13 protein-coding genes and 1 other RNA gene are annotated in these 16,661 nt (G+C 72.3%); 4 read left to right on the top strand and 10 right to left on the bottom strand.

All coding sequences use genetic code 11. The annotated features are described in order from the left end of the window. Together B2P18_RS06555 and B2P18_RS06550 are read right to left on the bottom strand one after the other, a co-directional pair. A partial coding sequence (locus tag B2P18_RS06555) for a hypothetical protein (RefSeq protein WP_286957184.1) occupies nucleotides 1–227 on the bottom strand: 227 nt, incomplete at its 3' end. Between the two features lie 310 nt (nucleotides 228–537). After that, entirely contained in the window at nucleotides 538–921 is a 384-nt protein-coding gene (locus B2P18_RS06550; protein ID WP_286957179.1) for a VanZ family protein, read from the bottom strand. A 70-nt stretch (nucleotides 922–991) separates the two neighbouring features. On the opposite strand from B2P18_RS06550, the gene trxA reads away from it, so the two are divergent. Then, nucleotides 992–1,450: a thioredoxin gene (trxA, locus tag B2P18_RS06545; protein WP_019287701.1), complete on the top strand. Its 459-nt coding sequence runs from the start codon at nucleotides 992–994 to the stop codon at nucleotides 1,448–1,450. Between the two features lie 103 nt (nucleotides 1,451–1,553). Here the strand turns inward: trxA and ssrA are convergent. After that, nucleotides 1,554–1,919, bottom strand: a transfer-messenger RNA (tmRNA) gene (ssrA, locus tag B2P18_RS06540). A gap of 514 nt (nucleotides 1,920–2,433) precedes the next feature. Here ssrA and B2P18_RS06535 point away from each other — a divergent pair. Continuing rightward, nucleotides 2,434–3,360 carry an isoaspartyl peptidase/L-asparaginase family protein gene (locus B2P18_RS06535; RefSeq protein ID WP_286957174.1) on the top strand — a complete coding sequence of 309 codons (927 nt, stop codon included), beginning with the start codon at nucleotides 2,434–2,436 and terminating at the stop codon, nucleotides 3,358–3,360. 131 nt (nucleotides 3,361–3,491) lie between these two features. Here the strand turns inward: B2P18_RS06535 and B2P18_RS06530 are convergent, their stop codons facing one another. The 3 genes from B2P18_RS06530 to B2P18_RS06520 all read right to left on the bottom strand — a co-directional run bounded on the left by B2P18_RS06530 (nucleotide 3,492) and on the right by B2P18_RS06520 (nucleotide 7,355). Beyond that, nucleotides 3,492–4,844 carry an MFS transporter gene (locus B2P18_RS06530; protein WP_286957170.1) on the bottom strand — a complete coding sequence of 451 codons (1,353 nt, stop codon included), beginning with the start codon at nucleotides 4,842–4,844 and terminating at the stop codon, nucleotides 3,492–3,494. A 124-nt stretch (nucleotides 4,845–4,968) separates the two neighbouring features. After that, the gene (locus tag B2P18_RS06525) at nucleotides 4,969–6,018 is read right to left on the bottom strand and encodes a 3-hydroxyisobutyryl-CoA hydrolase (protein WP_286957169.1); all 1,050 of its coding nucleotides are present in this window, start codon (nucleotides 6,016–6,018) and stop codon (nucleotides 4,969–4,971) included. Between the two features lie 59 nt (nucleotides 6,019–6,077). Next, nucleotides 6,078–7,355: an MFS transporter gene (locus B2P18_RS06520; protein WP_286957167.1), complete on the bottom strand. Its 1,278-nt coding sequence runs from the start codon at nucleotides 7,353–7,355 to the stop codon at nucleotides 6,078–6,080. A 284-nt stretch (nucleotides 7,356–7,639) separates the two neighbouring features. On the opposite strand from B2P18_RS06520, the gene B2P18_RS06515 reads away from it, so the two are divergent. Next, nucleotides 7,640–8,224 (top strand): AMIN-like domain-containing (lipo)protein, encoded by a 585-nt coding sequence (locus B2P18_RS06515; protein WP_029212910.1) that lies wholly within the window; start codon nucleotides 7,640–7,642, stop codon nucleotides 8,222–8,224. 224 nt (nucleotides 8,225–8,448) lie between these two features. Continuing rightward, entirely contained in the window at nucleotides 8,449–11,835 is a 3,387-nt protein-coding gene (locus B2P18_RS06510; RefSeq protein ID WP_286957162.1) for a pyruvate carboxylase, read from the top strand. Nucleotides 11,836–11,944: 109 nt separating this feature from the next. Here the strand turns inward: B2P18_RS06510 and B2P18_RS06505 are convergent, their stop codons facing one another. From B2P18_RS06505 to B2P18_RS06490, 4 genes are all read right to left on the bottom strand, one after another. Next, nucleotides 11,945–13,285 (bottom strand): DUF2207 domain-containing protein, encoded by a 1,341-nt coding sequence (locus tag B2P18_RS06505; protein WP_286957161.1) that lies wholly within the window; start codon nucleotides 13,283–13,285, stop codon nucleotides 11,945–11,947. 160 nt (nucleotides 13,286–13,445) lie between these two features. Further along, complete coding sequence (locus B2P18_RS06500; RefSeq protein WP_205621849.1) at nucleotides 13,446–15,494, bottom strand: DUF2207 domain-containing protein; 2,049 nt, start codon at nucleotides 15,492–15,494, stop codon at nucleotides 13,446–13,448. Between the two features lie 91 nt (nucleotides 15,495–15,585). Continuing rightward, on the bottom strand, nucleotides 15,586–16,065 hold the full coding sequence (gene smpB / locus B2P18_RS06495; protein ID WP_019287690.1) for an SsrA-binding protein SmpB: 480 nt from the start codon (nucleotides 16,063–16,065) through the stop codon (nucleotides 15,586–15,588). Between the two features lie 131 nt (nucleotides 16,066–16,196). Beyond that, nucleotides 16,197–16,661, bottom strand: a 465-nt coding sequence (locus B2P18_RS06490; protein WP_286957149.1) for a M23 family metallopeptidase, incomplete at its 5' end; no start/stop codon positions are given.

Below are 16,661 nucleotides of genomic sequence, written 5' to 3'. Positions count from 1 at the left end.
TCGTCACGGTTGAACTCGCGATGGGGGCCGCGCTCGTCGCGGGACTCGCTGCGGGGGCCACGCTCGGCATACGACCGCTCGTCGCGGTTGTAGGGGCGACGCTCGTCGTGGCCGCCGGTGGGGCCCTGGCCGCGGTGGGGCTTGCTCGGGCCACGACGGGCCTCGAGCTTCTTGGAGGTGCTCCAACGGGCCTTCTTGGGCGCGCCGGCAGAGGACTGAGGGGACATGAGCTTCCTAGCTGGGTGGTCGATAGGCACGCTTCGAGCCACCTGGCGAGGGCAACGATGAAGGCGAGCCTCAGGCTCCGCTGCTGGGAGCCCGGTCGGGCCGGTCGACGTGCTGCCGCCGGCTGCGTCTCGCTTCTCGTGGGCCGCTCCTGCTGAGCGGCCAAGAAAATCTCGGGGGTCGGTCACCCCTGTGGCTTGCCCAGACCTAGCTGGGGCCCTGTCCATCCGGACGGTGCGCCACGGCCACGTCGTGGTGGTCCGAGGACCGGTCGACGCGAGCCGCACAAGCGAGACTGCTGACGCCAGTCTATCAGGTGCCCGACCGTGCGCCCGACCGCGCCCGGTCCTGTCCGCCGATGACCGACCACAGGGCCACCGCGACGACGATGCCCGCCAGGTCGGCCAGCACGTCGCGCCAGTCCGCGGAGCGGTGGGGCAGGACGGACCCCTGCAGCCACTCCGAGACGGGCGCGTGCGCGACGCTGACCAGCACCAGAGGCACCCGCGACAGGCCGCCAGCCAGGCCGGCGAGCACCGGCAGGCCGAACATCAGCGCGTGCGTGACCTTGTCCCACCCCGCGAGCGCCGACACGGCCGCCGGCGGGCTGGGCCAGTAGAGGCCGACCAGCTGCACCACCACCGCCAGCGCGAAGGCGATCAGCAGCACGGCTCGGGTGCGACGAGGGCGGTCCATGGGGCGCCAGGCTAGTGATCTCGGCGCCCGTCCGGGGAATGCTCGCCGGACGTCGCTCGTTGCACGGCCCATGAGCACCCGTCAGATCACGGAAGCGACCTTCGAGTCGACCATCCAGGACAACGACATCGTCCTCTACGACTTCTGGGCCGACTGGTGCGGCCCCTGCAAGCAGTTCGCCCCGGTCTTCGAGGCCTCCTCGGACAAGCACGAGGACGTCGTCTTCGGCAAGATCGACACCGAGGCGGAGCAGGGCCTCGCCGCGATGCTCCAGATCACCTCGATCCCCACGATCATGGCCTTCCGCGAGGGCGTGCCGCTGCTGATGCAGCCCGGCGCCCTGCCGGCCAACGCCCTCGAGGACCTGATCACCCAGATCAAGTCGCTCGACATGGAGACGGTCAAGCGGGAGTACGCCCAGCAGGTCGCCGCAGCCGAGGCGCAGCTCGCCCAGCAGCCGGGTCAGCCCGGTGCCGCCGGTCAGAGCGCCACCCCCGGCAGCGGCCCCGCGGACATCCCCTCCGTCTGAGCCCTTCCGGCATACGAGCCCGTATGACGACAAGGCCCCCTCGGTCTCCTGGTGGAGGCGAGGGGGCCTTGTGCTGCAGGTCCACGGCGTGACGTGCCCGATCTGGTGGAGGTGGCGGGAATCGAACCCGCGTCCGCTGACGACGCACCAGGGCTTCTCCGGGCGCAGTGCGCTAAGGATTTTCTCGGCCTCAGGGCTCGCACGCACACGTCCCCTGACAGGCCCAGTCGAGAAGGAGTCCCGCACGCCGTCCCGACACCGGCGTGCAGCAAGATCTCTAGCTGATGCCAGACCCTAGGCCGAGATCACACCTAGGCTGACAGACTTCGGACTCGCTCAGGCGGCGAGGGCGAAGTCGGTGCGCTTGGAATTGGCACCTATTGGTTTGCTGAGGGCGTTAACGAGATAACTCAGCATCCTCGGCCCGCTTCCCCTGACAGATCGACCAACGTCGAAACCGATCACCCCCAAGGGGGTCCCGGTGAGGGGCGGGCACGTCACGCTGTGGACTTGTCAATCAACGACCTGCGCACGGGGCCCAGGTCAGACGTGGAGTCTACCTGTCGCAACGCGCGGCGCTCCACCGCGATTCCCGCGTCAGCCCGAGCGGGGTCGGGACTCCATGTACTGCTCCACGGCTCTGCTCGTGGAGAGCCACTGTCCGTCGCTGCGTGGGTCGCCTCGAGGTTTCCCTCGAGCGCCGTGGAGTGGTGGGCCTCGAGATGCCAGATGTCGGACCAGACGCACTCGGACTCGTGTGGTGTCGGCAGACCCCCCAGGCGGGTGCGGAGCTCCTCGGTCTGCGTGTCGAGGCGGGAGTAGATGGTTGCCCTCGTGGGCCTTCCGCGCGCGCTGCTCACCCCGTTGCTGAGCCAGATGGACAACTAAACGAACGTAACAAGACTCGCCCGCCCCGACGTCCGGTCCCGGCCAGTGCCCCGTCCAGGAGCATGGCGGCGGGGTCGTCATACGACAATGGCCGTATGACGCCGCAGCCTCCTGTCCAGCTCACCCACCTGCCGGCCGGCGAGGGCCCGGCCGTCGCGATCCACGGCGGGGGGGGCGTCGACCCCGCCTCACTGTCGCCCGAGCAGGCCGCGGCCGCGACGGCTGCGCTGTCCGCCGCCGTCGCCGCAGGCCGCGCCGTGCTCGACGAGGGCGGGGCTGCGCTTGACGCGGTGTGCGCCAGCGTGCGGGTGCTGGAGGACAGCGAGTGCTTCAACGCCGGTCGTGGTGCCGCCCTGACGGTCGAGGGCACCGCCGAGCTCGACGCCTGCGTGATGACCGGAGACTCCCGCTCCGGGGCCGTGACCTGCGCGAACGGCCCCCGCAACCCCGTCATGGCCGCGCGCGCCGTCATGGAGCAGACCGACCACGTGCTGATGGCAGCCCCCGCTGCCGCGTTGCTGGAGCAGTGGGGTCTCGAGGTGGTGTCGCCGGACTACTACGTCACCGAGGCCCGTCGCCGCATGCTGGAGGAGACGTCGTCCTTCCTGGAGTACAAGCACGGAACGGTCGGTGCGGTCGCGCGGGACCGGTCGGGGCGGGTCGCGGCCGCGACCTCGACGGGCGGGATCACCGCGCAGCTCCCCGGCCGGGTCGGCGACACCTCGCTCGTGGGGTGCGGGACCTGGGCGGACGACGCGACGGTCGCGGTGTCGTGCACGGGTCAGGGCGAGCTGTTCGTCCGCGGAGCGGTGGCGCACGAGATCCACGCGCGGCTGCGCTGGGGTGGCCAGGACCTCGCGACGGCGGTGCGCGAGACCATCGACGAGCTCGTGGGTGCGCGTGGCGCCGACGGCGGGCTGATCGCGGTGACCCCGGCGGGTGAGGTGGTGCTGGCGTTCAACTCCCCCGGCATGTACCGCGGCCACGACGTCGGCACCGGCCCCGTCACCGCCATCGGCTGACCCGATCCCGCGCTGAGGCGGAGGTTCGTGCGCTCGCAGCTCACGAACGCACGGATTCCGGGCTGGAAACCGACAGTTCGTGAGCTGCGAGCGCACAAAGGTGCGGGCAGACAGCACTCTTGTCGCGTGGGCTAGCTGCGGGAGGGGGTCGCGGCCAGGCTGCCGGCCGCTGCGGCAGCCACCAGGGCCACGACTCCGGCCACGGCGAGTGGCGCACCCGCGCCCCAGGCCCCGACCACCACGCCGGCCAGGGCGGTGCCGCCGGACGAGCCGAGGTTGGTGATGGTGCTCACCCACGTGCTCGCCTCGGTGCGCAGGTGCGGGGGCGTCTCCGCGTCGGCCGCCACGAAGGCCACGGTGTAGCTCGGCGACACTGCCAGGCCCGCCCCGACGAGGACGACGCCAAGCAGCCACCACGACGTCATCGCCGACGCCACGCACAGCGAGATCCCCAGCAGGCCAAGGGTTCCCGCGAGCTGCGCCGGCCAGGCACGCCGGTGCCGTCGGGCGCCCCACGCGAGGCCGCCGGTCACGGAGGCGGCGCCTACCACTGCCTCGACGTAGCCCGCCCAGCCCGGATGCCCGGCGGCGTCGGCGCGGGCGGCGACCCCGGTGTACATCAACGCGCTCGCGCACCCGAAGCCCGCCATGAGGGCGAGCAGCCGCCGCATCCCGGCGAGCCCGAGGGGTGAACCCCGCCGTCCTGGCGCCGCGGAGCCTCCAGACGCCGGTGCGTCGTTGCGTCCGGTTGCGTCGGTGGGTCCGGTTGCGTCGGTGGGTCCGGTTGCGTCGGTGGGTCCGGTTGCGTCGGTGGGTCCGGGTGAGTTGCCTTGCCCGGCAAAGATTTCCGGATCGTCCGGATCCGCCGGGGCCGCGGTGACGGTCGCGGCCGGGGAGCTCACGAGGCCGGCCGCCCCGACCACGATGAGCCCGGCCACGAGCACGAGCCCGTGCCAGGCGGGTCCGCGGGCGAGCACGGCGGCGGCGACGACGGGGCCGACGAGATAGAGCGTCTCCTCGCAGACGGCGTCGAGCGAGTAGGCCTTGACCCGCGCCGGCCCCTCGGGCACGAACCAGCGCCACTGCGCCCGCATCGGGGGCCCGAGGGCCGGCGCCGTGAGGCCGAGCAGGACCGAGATCGCCAGCCACGCTGCCGCAGGGGCGCCCCCAGACCCGCGGGCGACGAGTGCCGCGGCGCCGAGGACGAGCACGAATCCCGCTGCGACGCAGGTGAGCACGACGCGCTGGCCGTGCCGGTCGGCGAGGCGGGCCTGCACCGGCATGACGAGGGTCGTCGAGCCGAAGACCGCCATGGCGGCGGCCGCGGTGGCGAAGCTGTCGGTGGACTGGCGGACGGTGAACAAGAAGGTGAGCGGGAGCACGGCATGCCCGAGTCGACCGACCAGGGCGAGCACGAAGGTGCGCGCGACGACGGGATCGGCGAGACGGGTGCGATAGCTCCCGGCAACGGCGGTGCCGGACATGGGTGACTCCGAGGGGCGGGGCCGCGGTGCGGCCGGGGCAGAGGGCGCGGCGATCCACCCACCGACGAGGTGGGTGGTGCTGGCGCCTCTATACCGTCCGGATCACGGGGTCACCTTAGCGCCCTCAGCGGACGAACATGCCCTGCACGACGTCGTGCGGCACGTCCTCGACGCGGTCCCACAGCCACCGCGGCGGCGCCCCCTTGCCCTTGTCGACGAGCACGACGCGCACCCCCTCGGGCATGTCCGACCGCTCCCAGAAGTGCCGGCCGAGGACGCGGTCCTGCTGCAGCACCTCCTTGATGCTGCGCATGCGGGCGGCCCGGCGCACGGCCTCCAGCGCGACGGCGACGGACAGCGGGGACTTGGTCCGTATGTCGGAGGCGCACTGCCTGGCCTCCTCGCTGCCATGCGCCTCGAGCCGCCCCAGGATCACCGCTGGGTCATCGCCGGCGAAGCACTCGTCGATCCAGCCGCGTTGCGCGACAAGGGGACTCGTCGGGTCGGTGTCACCGACGGACGGGTCGAGCCGCTCCCCGTCCGCGAGTCTGTCGAGCAGAGAGGGGATCTCGTCGGAGGGGATCAGCGCGTCCGCGAATCCCGTTGCCACAGCGTCCGCCCCGGTCATGGACGCTCCGCTCATGGCGAGGTAGGGACCGAGCTCGCCCGGCGCCTTGGCGAGCCACCAGCAGCCGGCGACGTCGGGGAAGAAGCCGATCGCGGTCTCGGGCATGGCCAGTCGCGTGCGCTCGGTGGCGAGGCGCAGGGAGCCGTGCGCGGAGACGCCCACTCCTCCGCCCATCACGATGCCGTCCATGAACGCCACGTAGGGCTTGGGGTACGTGGCGATGGCGGCGTTGACCTGGTACTCGTGGTCCCAGAACACGACGGCATCGTCACGTCCCTCGAGGGTCGCCTCGCGCGCGGCGCGCATGTCGCCGCCGGCGCACAGCCCCTTGGGTCCGACGCCCTCGATGCTGACGCTGGCGACCTCGTCGTCCCCACCCCAGTCGTGCAGCTGCGCCAGCAGCGAGTCGACCATCGAGGTGGTGAGGGAGTTGATGGCCCGGGGCCGGTTGAGCAGGATCCGGCCCAGCGCCCCACGGCGCTCGTAGAGGACTTCGTCGGTGTGCCCGGGGCGCGGCGTGGCGGTGGTCGGGGCTTCTTCCGGCATACGGACTCTCCTGCTGACAACGGGGATCGACGCTGACCTGCTATGGCTCCATGACGAACCTATCGCGCGGCCCGCCGCACGAGCAGCCCGCACCCACCCACGACCGCCGCGGCGGGCAGGCAGGACAGCGCGAGCGCGGGGTAGCCCAGCCAGCCGACGATCACCCCGGCCAGGGCGCCGCCCACGGCGGCGGTCAGCCCCATGACCAGGTCGGCGAGCCCCTGGACCGGCGCCCGGGCGCCGAGCGGGGTGGCACCCACGAGCGCGGAGGACGCCCCGATCAGGGCGAACGACCAGCCGAGACCGAGCCCGAACAACGCGGCCGAGAGCAGCCAGGACGCGCCTTCGTGGGTGGTGGCGGCAGCCACGATCGACGCGCCCTCGATCACCGCACCGGCGAGCACGACCCGCCAGCCGCCCCAGCGGTCCACGAGGCGGCCGACGAGCGGGGAGAAGGCGTACATGCCGAGGATGTGGCCGCTGATCGTCAGCCCGATGAGCCGGATGCTGGCGTCGCCGTGGCGCATGTGGATCGGCGTCATGATCATCACCGACACCATGACCGTGTGGGCGAGGGCGATCGCCACGACGCACGCGCCGACCGTGGGGTGGGTCCGCACGACGCGCCAGGCCGAGGGCACCTCCACCCGCGTCGCCCCGGCCGCCGCGGCGACGCGCTCCTCGTGGTCGGCGACCGCGCGGGCCACGGCGAGCGGGTCGGGGCGCAGCCACAGGGAGAGCAGCCCGATGGTGACGCCCAGCGCCACCGCCGTGATCAGGAACGCTCCGGTGAGCGCCGGCAGGCCCAGCCGCGTCGCGAGCGTCCCGCCGACGTCCGCGAGGTTGGGGCCGAGCACCGCACCGATCGTGGTGGCCCACACGACCATCGACAGGTCCCGGCCACGGTGCTGGTCGCTGGCGAGATCCGTGGCGGCAAAACGAGACTGGGAGTTGGACGCGCTGGCTGCGCCGAACAGCGCCGCCGCCACCAGCAGGAGCGGGAAGCTGCGGATCACCCCGGCCAGCACGCACAGCAGCGCACCGGTGGCGCCCACGAGATAGCCGATCGACAGCCCGACCCGACGGCCCCGCCGGGTCATCACGCGGGACAGCAGGTATGCCGCCACCGCGGTCCCCGCCACCTGCGCGGTCTGGCTGAGGCCGGCGAGCTCCTCGCGCCCGGAGACGTCCGCGGCCAGCAGCGAGGCGACCGTGATCCCGGTCGTGACGCCGACCCCGCCGACGGCGTTGGTGACGGCCAGCGTCCGCACGGTGCGTCGCTGCAGCTCGACCCGGTCCGGGCTCCCGGCGAGGTAGCGGTCGGCGTCGATCGTCACCACCCGAACCTACCGGCTGCAGGCCTTCCCCTGAGACGCCCTGGGACCTATCCTGGAGTAGACCCGTCGCCACGCGACGGGTGCCTGCAACCCACCGGCCGCCTCGGCGGCCGAGACCGACGCCTCGTCTCCCCCGGCCACACCGGCTTGCCTGCCCTGGCGCCACCCGAGGCCCGGCAGCACGCCCCGGCCTCCCTCGCCGTCGGTCGGCGCAACGCCCCGGCCGGCGCCGCCCGTGCCCGCGACCTCGCGGCGGGCGACCTGCATCCATGGGGGACGTAGACATGAGAACCACCCATCACCTGACGTCGGGTGCGGCAGCCGCGGCTGCCGTCCTGACGGCGGCCACCAGCCTGGCCGTCCTCACCACCGGTCCCGCGACCGCGGCACCCACCACCCGCTCGGCCTGCGCCACGACGTGGGGGTCGCTGGACGAGGCCTCCACCAGCACCGCCGACGTCCGCGTCCTCGGCGCCCGGGCCGGCCGGCACGCCTGCTTCGACCGCCTGGTCGTCGACCTCGGACCGGCCTCGACCCGCACCGTCGGCTACCACGTCGGCTACCGGTCCCGGTTCACGGACATCGCCAAGGGCGACACGATCCCGCTGCGGGGGGCAGCGGACCTCGTCGTCACGGTGCAGGCGCCCGCCTACACCCCCGAGGGGCGCCCGACCTATCGGCCGGCCAACCGCCTCGAGGCCGTCCGCGTCTCCGGCTTCAGCACCTTCCGCCAGATCGCCTTCGGCGGATCCTTCGAGGGGCAGACCACCTTCGGCGTGGGGACCCGGGCGCGGCTGCCCATGCGGGCGTTCGTCGTCAAGGACGCGACCAGGCAACGCCTGGTGGTGGACGTCGCCCACACCTGGTAGGCGGGTGCGTCACGGAGTGGCATCGCCCGCGCGTCGGGCGATGCCCCTCCTGTCCCCGGCCATCGCGCGTCGCCCGTCGCCCGTCGCCGCAGCGCACGACGGGCAATCGCTCCCGTCATACGGACTGACCAGGACGGGTCGACCCCCGCTCCCTAGGCTGGCCGCAGAGTCGGCCGGCCCGCCCGGCCGGCTGCCTGTCCAGCCACTCCCCGAGGGAGCACCCCATGTTCCGCAAGGTCCTCGTCGCCAACCGTGGTGAGATCGCCGTCCGGGCGTTCCGCGCCGCCACCGAGCTCGGTATCACGACCGTGGCCGTGTTCCCCTACGAGGACCGCAAGGCGGAGTACCGCCTCAAGGCCGACGAGGCCTACCAGATCGGCGAGGAGGGGCACCCGGTCCGGGCCTACCTCGACGTCGAGGGGATCATCACGGCGGCCAAGGAGGCGGGGGCCGACGCGATCTACCCCGGCTACGGCTTCCTGTCGGAGAACCCCGACCTCGCGCAGCGCTGCGAGGAGGAGGGCATCACCTTCGTCGGACCCGCGCACACCGTGCTCGAGCTCACCGGCAACAAGGCCCGCGCCATCAAGGCCGCCGAGGAGGCCGGGCTGCCGATCCTGCACGACAGCGAGCCCAGCAACGACGTCGCCACCCTCGTGGCGGCGTCCGAGGAGATCGGGTTCCCGCTGTTCGTCAAGGCCGTGAGCGGCGGCGGCGGGCGTGGCATGCGCAAGGTCGACTCCCCCGACGCGCTCGAGGCCGCGATCGTCGAGGCGCAGCGCGAGGCGGGCAGCGCGTTCGGCGACGACCGGATGTACCTCGAGGAGGCCGTCGTCTCCCCGCGCCACATCGAGGTGCAGATCCTCGCCGACGCGACCGGCGAGACGATCCACCTGTTCGAGCGGGACTGCTCGGTGCAGCGTCGCCACCAGAAGGTCGTCGAGGTCGCCCCCGCCCCCAACCTCGACCCCGAGCTGCGGGACCGGATGTGCGCGGACGCGGTGCGGTTCGCGCGCCAGATCGGCTACGTCAACGCCGGGACCGTCGAGTTCCTCCTCGGACCGGACGGGCGCTACGTCTTCATCGAGATGAACCCCCGCATCCAGGTCGAGCACACCGTCACCGAGGAGGTCACCGACGTCGACCTCGTGTCCAGCCAGCTGCGGATCGCCGCCGGCGAGACGCTCGCCGAGCTGGGCCTCGCCCAGGACTCGGTCCGGCTGCGCGGCGCGGCGCTGCAGTGCCGCATCACGACCGAGGACCCGTCCAACGGCTTCCGCCCCGACACCGGCCGCATCATGGTCTACCGCTCCCCCGGCGGCGCGGGCGTCCGCCTCGACGGCGGCACGGTGTTCGACGGCGCCGAGGTGGGCGCGCACTTCGACTCCATGCTGGTCAAGCTCACCTGTCGCGGGCGCGACTTCGCGACCGCCGTGCAGCGGGCCCAGCGGGCGCTGCAGGAGTTCCGCATCCGCGGCATCTCCACCAACATCACCTTCCTCGAGTCGCTCATCAGCGACCCCGACTTCATCGCGGGGCGCATCACGACGAGCTTTATCGAGGAGCGGCCCTCGCTGTTCGACAACCGCATGCCCGCCGACCGCGGCACCAAGCTGCTGACCTACCTCGCGGGCATCACCGTCAACCAGCCCCACGGCCCCCAGCGCACCGAGCGCTCCGCCCGCGAGAAGCTCCCGCACCTGCCCGAGGACGTGCTGCGCGCCGAGCCGCCCGCCGGCTCGCGCCAGCAGCTGCTCGACCTCGGCCCCGAGGGCTGGGCCCGAGCCCTGCGCGAGCGCACCTCCGTCGCCGTCACCGACACGACCTTCCGCGACGCCCACCAGTCGCTGCTCGCGACCCGCGTCCGGACGCGGGACATGCTGCACGTCGGGCCCTACGTCGCGCACATGCTGCCGCAGCTGCTCTCGGTGGAGGCGTGGGGCGGCGCGACCTACGACGTGGCGCTGCGCTTCCTGCTCGAGGACCCCTGGGAGCGGCTGGCCAAGCTGCACGAGGCGATGCCCAACCTCCCCATCCAGATGCTGCTGCGCGGGCGCAACACGGTGGGCTACACCCCCTACCCGCTGTCGGTGACCAACGCCTTCGTGGCCGAGGCGGCCCGCACGGGCGTCGACGTGTTCCGCATCTTCGACGCCCTCAACAACGTCGACCAGATGCGCCCCGCGATCGAGGCCGTGCGCGAGACCGACCACGCCGTCGCCGAGGCCGCGCTCTGCTACACCGGCAACATGCTCTCGCCGGGCGAGCAGCTCTACACCCTCGACTACTACCTGCGCCTCGCCGAGCAGCTGGTCGAGGCCGGCGCCCACGTGCTGGCGATCAAGGACATGGCGGGTCTGCTGCGCGCGCCGGCCGCCGCCCAGCTCGTGCGGGCGCTGCGCGAGCGCTTCGACCTGCCGGTGCACCTGCACACCCACGACACCGCCGGCGGTCAGCTCGCCACGCTCGTCGCGGCGATCGACGCCGGCGTCGACGCGGTGGACGTGGCGGCGGCCTCGATGGCCGGCACCACCTCCCAGGTCTCGATGTCCGCGCTGGTCGCGGCCACCGACGGCACCGACCGGGCCACCGGGCTCGACCTCGACGCCGTCATGGACCTCGAGCCCTACTGGGAGGCCATCCGCCGGCTCTACGGTCCGTTCGAGTCCGGGCTCGCCGGCCCGACCGGTCGCGTCTACACCCACGAGATCCCCGGCGGGCAGCTGTCCAACCTGCGCCAGCAGGCGATCGCGCTCGGGCTCGGCGACCGGTTCGAGGCCATCGAGGACATGTACGCCGCCGCCAACGGGATCCTCGGCAACATCGTCAAGGTCACCCCGTCGTCCAAGGTCGTGGGCGACCTCGCGCTCGCGCTCGTGGGTGCGGGCGCGGACCCGGCGGCGTTCGAGGCGGACCCGCAGAAGTTCGACATACCGGACTCGGTCATCGGCTTCCTCAACGGCGACCTCGGCACCCCGCCCGGCGGCTGGCCCGAGCCGTTCCGCACCAAGGCCCTCGAGGGCCGGCGGACCAAGCCCGTCGAGACCGAGCTGTCCGCCGAGGACGAGCAGGCCCTCGCCGACGAGCCTCGGATGACGCTCAACCGCCTGCTCTTCCCCGGGCCCACCAAGGAGTTCGTGGCGGCACGCGACACGTTCAGCGACCTGTCGGTGCTCAACACGCGCGAGTTCCTGCACGGCCTGGCGGTCGGCGAGGAGCACGAGGTGCAGATGGACAAGGGCAAGACCCTGCTCCTCGGCCTCACGGCGATCGGCGACGCGGACGCCCGCGGCATGCGCAACGTCATGGTCACCATCAACGGCCAGATGCGCACGATCGAGGTGCGCGACGAGTCCGTGAAGTCCAACGTCGCGGCCGCCGAGCGTGCCGACACGACCCGTCCGGGGCACGTGCCGGCGCCGTTCGCGGGGGTCGTGACCCTGGCGGTCGGCGAGGGCGACGAGGTCGCGGCCGGCGCGCAGGTCGCCACGATCGAGGCGATGAAGATGGAGGCCGCCATCACCACGCCGGTCGCCGGTCGGGTGTCGCGGCTCGCGATCGGGGCGACGCAGGCCGTCGAGGGCGGGGACCTGATCGTCGTCGTCGAGTGACCTCCCTCAGGTAGTCACATCGACCTGGGTTCGCACGCCAGGCCGATGTGACCAACCCGGGCGGATCCTGGTTCGCCCGTATGACGTCGCGCCCGGTCCGGCATACGGCTCAGAAGTCGCACCCACCGAGGTCGCACCCGTCGCCGCACCCGTCCAACCCGTCCACGAGGTCGCCCGCGGAGGACACGAACTCCCCCACCCCCGAGGCGAGCTCGCCGAGGCCGTTGGACAGGGTGTCGACCAGGTCGAGGTCACCGAGGCCGCCAAGCCCGGCGCCGACGTCGACCAGCCCCGGCCCGTCGAACGCGTCGACGACCCGCACGACGTCGAGCCCCAAGTGCGACACGTCGGCGAGCAGCCCCACGCCGTGGATCCAGTCGAGGTCGAACGCCACGTCGGCCACCCCTGCGAGGTGCGCCCGCGCCGCCACCTCGCCGAAGATCCGCGACCACCGCTCGGCGCAGCCGAACACGATCGCGTAGGGCAAATAGCGCGAGAAGACGTCCCGCGCCTCCTCGAAGCGGATCTGGTCGGCCTCGGCGGTGGTGAGGTACTCGCGGAAGCCGAGGGTCTGCACCCGCACCGCCGTGCCTGCCGCCGTGCGGGGCGTGCGCCCACGACCGCCCCACAGCAGCAGCGCCGCCGACGCCACGAGCCCCAGCCCGGGCACGACCTCGAGCGGCCCGAACCGCCGCACCGTCACCAGGTCGATCAGCATCACCCCGAGCACCAGCAGGCCGAGCAGGAGCATGGGGATGCCCAGCCACCAGAGGCGCTTGTTGCGGTCCTGGGGGTGCTTGGCGTACCACCCGCGATCGACGACCTCGCGGTAGAGCCCGATCTGCGCCCGCCGCAAGGTCATCCCGAAGGACCCCTTGAGCGCCGACAGCCGCACCACGGGGCCGCTCGCGAAGAGCTCGCCGAGCAGCTCGGCCTCGAACGGGCGCAGCCGGCCGGATGGCGAGGGGGCGCGGGTCAGCTCCCAGTCGACGGCGGTCGAGGGCTCGTCCGTGCCGGGCGGGGTGGCCGTCGGGCTGGCTGCCCGGGTGGCGCCCTGCGGGTGGACGGCCGTGATGGTGAGGTGGCCGCGGACGGCGAGGTCGATGATCGTGGCGCTGATGTCGACCTGGTCGGCGCGCCCGTCCACGACCGTCCCCGCGATGCCGGGCGTGACGTCGTCGGGCGGGGCGAACCTCACGGCGACCGGGCCGCGCCACTCTCCCGGGCCTGCGAGCCGTCGGGTCCGTATGCCGTCCCCGGTCGCCGGCAGCTCGCCGGGTGTCACGCCGACGAACATCTCGTCGCGGCGGCGCCGCCGAAACCATACGAGCACGACGGCGACGAGCAGGAGCGGGGCCACCCCGAGGACGAGGAACCCGATGTCGATGCTGGCGGCGCTGTCGAGACCGCCCACCCTGCCGACGCTCGCGATCCTGGTCGTCCAGCTCATCGCTCTCTCCCCCTGGCTGCCTGCATCTGTCGTCGCCTCCTTGGACCTACCGGCGGCAGGTCCATCAGCCTGGCGGACGAAGGCCGGTCGATGCCTCTACCGGCGGTAGGTCCATCAGCCTGGCGAACGAAGGCCGGTCGATGCCTTTACCGGGGGTAGGTCACCAGGAGCCGCCGCCGCCGTCGCCGACGCCACCTCCGGAGAAGCCCCCGCCCCCGCCGAAGCCGCCACCGCCGAAGCCGCTGCCCCCCGACGAGCCCGGCGTGGACGTGAAGGTGCCCGCCGCCGACGTCGAGAACGAGTCGACCGCGTGCCCGAAGTCACCGAACCCGCCGAAGCCGCCGCCGTACCAGATGTAGAAGGTCGGCACACCCACGTCATAGCCGTCCATCCGGGCCATCTCGGCGACCTTGGCGAAGATTTGCGCCCAGCGATCGGCCACGCCGAACACCACCGCGTAGGGCAGGTAGCGGCTGAAGATGTCGAGGGCCTCGTCGTACTTGATCTGCTCGGCCTCGGCGGTCAGGAGGTACTCGCGGAAGCCCTTGGTCTGCTCGAGCACCGCGGAGCCGTCGGCCGTGCGGGCCGGGAGCTTCTTGATGAGCCAGCGCATGATGAACGGCACCGAGAACAGGCCGGCCGCGGCGACCATGACCGAGGGCACGGGCAGGTCGAAGCCCGCGATGCTGTCGCTGGTCAGGGCGCCCGCGAAGGAGCCGGCCCCGAAGAACATCCACCCGAAGATCAGCGCGAACGGCAACCAGGTCAGGCAGCCGAAGCCCTGGCGCACCCGCTCCGGCGACTGCCGGAACCAGCCGCGCTGCACGGTCTCGGAGTACATCTCCTGCTTGGCGATGGCCAGCGTGCCCGAGAAGTGGTTCTTGAGCTCGGACATCATCACGGGGGTGCCGTAGGCGAAGATCCCGTCGAGCACGGTGCGCTCGTACTTGAGCAGCCCGCGATCGCCCACCTTGGGGGTGCCGAGGTACTCGAGCCGCCAGTCGGAGGTCTGGAACCGGCCGCCGTCCTGGGTCTGCTCGATCCGCAGGTAGCCGCGCACCGCCAGGTCGATGACGGTGGCCGAGACGTCGATGGTGTCCGCGTGCTCGTCGTAGATCGTGCCGATGAGTCCCGGGGTCGCGTTGTCCGGCGGGTTGAACCGCACCGCCGTCACCGGCGCCTTGCCGCCACGCGTCGTCGGCACCTCCTGCCCCGGGGCCGGGAGCGTGTCGGGGGCCAGCCCGACATACCGCTCGTCCCGCCCTCGTCGCCAGACCAGGGCGCCCATGCCGGCCAGTGCCAGGAGGGGCGCGCCGACACCGATGCCGAGCTGGCTGAGGGTCCGCACCCGCGCCGACTCCGGCGAGATGTAGGGGCCGCCCGAGCCGGCGGACCCGGCGTCCCGGACGTCCTTGCTGACGTCGGTGAAGGCGCTGCGCGGCAGGAGCGCGACGATGCTCATGTTCTGCATGATCTCGAGGTTCTGCGCGCTGAACCGGGCCGGGTTGCCCGGCGTCGACTGGCAGGGCGTGTCGCTCTTGAAGGTGCCGTAGTAGCAGGCGGTCTTGCTGACGGCGCTGGAGCCGGGCCCGCGGACCGTCACCTCGACGGCGTCGAAGGGCACGCGCCAGGAGTTGCCGAGGACGTTGTAGTAGAGCTCGACGCCGTCCTTCTGCTCGTTGACGACGTGGGCGAGGTGGTACTTGAGGACGTAGCGCTCGGCCCCGGAGACGGTGCGGTTGGGCGACCCGACCCGTATGACGGTGGCGTCGCCCTGGTCGCGGACGCTCAGCTGGGCCGGGGCGCCGCTCGGGCTGCTGGCCGAGATGTCGCTGATCTCGTAGTGCCGCTCCTGCGAGGTCGCCCCGCCAGAACCCTCCGAGCCGGCAGACGTCTCCTCGGCCGGGGTGTAGCCCTGTGCCGTCGCGACCGTCCGCTCGATGCCGTGCCGGCCGCTGGTGTTGAACTGGTAGTCATAGGTCTCCGTCACCGAGACGCCGCCCTGGGCGTCCACGACGTAGTCGACGACGAGACGGGTGACCCGGTCACCGCCCGAGGCGGCGAACGACGGCCCGGCCCCGAGCAGGAGGGCCCAGACGGTGATCGCGAGGACCGCGAGCACCCGGGGCAGCGAGCGGGCCGGGACGCGCCGGACGCGCGAGCTCGGGGGTGCTCCCCCTGGTCGGATCGTGCTCGCCGGACGCGTCACGTCGTACCCCCTCGGGAATTGGCTGGACGGACCTCTGACGGCGAATCTATCCGAACCGCTCCCCCGGATCCGCCGACGGCCCGTCGATGTGTCAGCCGCGCCCGCGCTTGAACGCGTTGGACATCGCCCGTGCCGCCTCACGGTTGTCCTGCCGCTCGCGCAGCGTCTGGCGCTTGTCGTAGAGCTTCTTGCCCTTGGCGACCGCGATCTCGACCTTGGCGCGGCCGTCCTTGAAGTACAGCTCGAGCGGCACGATGGTGTGGCCGCTCTCCTGCGAGGAGGCAAAAATCTTGCGGAGCTCGTCGCGGTGCAGGAGCAGCTTGCGACGGCGGCGGGCGGCGTGGTTGGTCCAGGTGCCCTGGGAGTACTCGGGGATGTGCACGCCCTCGAGGTAGAGCTCGCCGTTGTACTCCTGCGCGAAGCCGTCGACGAGGCTGGCGCGCCCCTGCCGCAGCGACTTCACCTCGGTCCCGGACAGCACGATGCCCGCCTCCCACGTCTCCTCGATGTGGTAGTCGTGGCGCGCCTTCTTGTTGCGCGCGATCACCTTGGTGCCCTGCTCCTTGGCCATAGCGTCCCAGTCTACCTGCCGGTCACCTGGTCCCCGGAGCGAGTTCTCGAGGCGCCCCGCGACAGACCGGCTGCAGAGACCGTATGCCGACCGCGGCCGCCGCCAGGCGTGGCCGCCCGCCCGGCCGAGGGTCAGAGCCACTCCATCGGGTTGGTGAAGCGCCCGTCCACGATCGTCTCGAAGTGCAGGTGGCAGCCGGTGGAGTAGCCCGTCGTGCCCGAGTAGCCGAGCAGCTGCCCCTTGCGGACCGCGCCGCCCTGCACGGCGAAGGACGTCAGGTGGTTGTAGGTCGTCACCAGATCGCGTCCTCGAACGGTGCCGTGCTCGACCATGATCCGGTTGCCGTAGCCGGTGTTGAACCCGGCGGAGATGATCCGGCCGTCGGCGGCGGCGTAGATCGGTGCCCCGCACCCGGTGGAGAAGTCGGTGCCCGTGTGCAGCTTGTAGACGTGCAGGACGGGGTGCTGGCGCATGCCGTACGGCGACGTGATGCCTCCGGTCGCGGGGCGGCCGAGGATCCCGCCCCCCGGTGCGGGGTTGGCGGCCGGCGCTTCGACGGGTGGCGGTGCGGGGCGGCCGCGGCGGGCGGCGTCGGC

This window comes from Arsenicicoccus sp. UBA2120, assembly GCF_002330965.1.
GTDB lineage: Bacteria > Actinomycetota > Actinomycetes > Actinomycetales > Dermatophilaceae > Arsenicicoccus > Arsenicicoccus bolidensis.
This window is presented reverse-complemented; position numbering and strand designations above follow the sequence as displayed.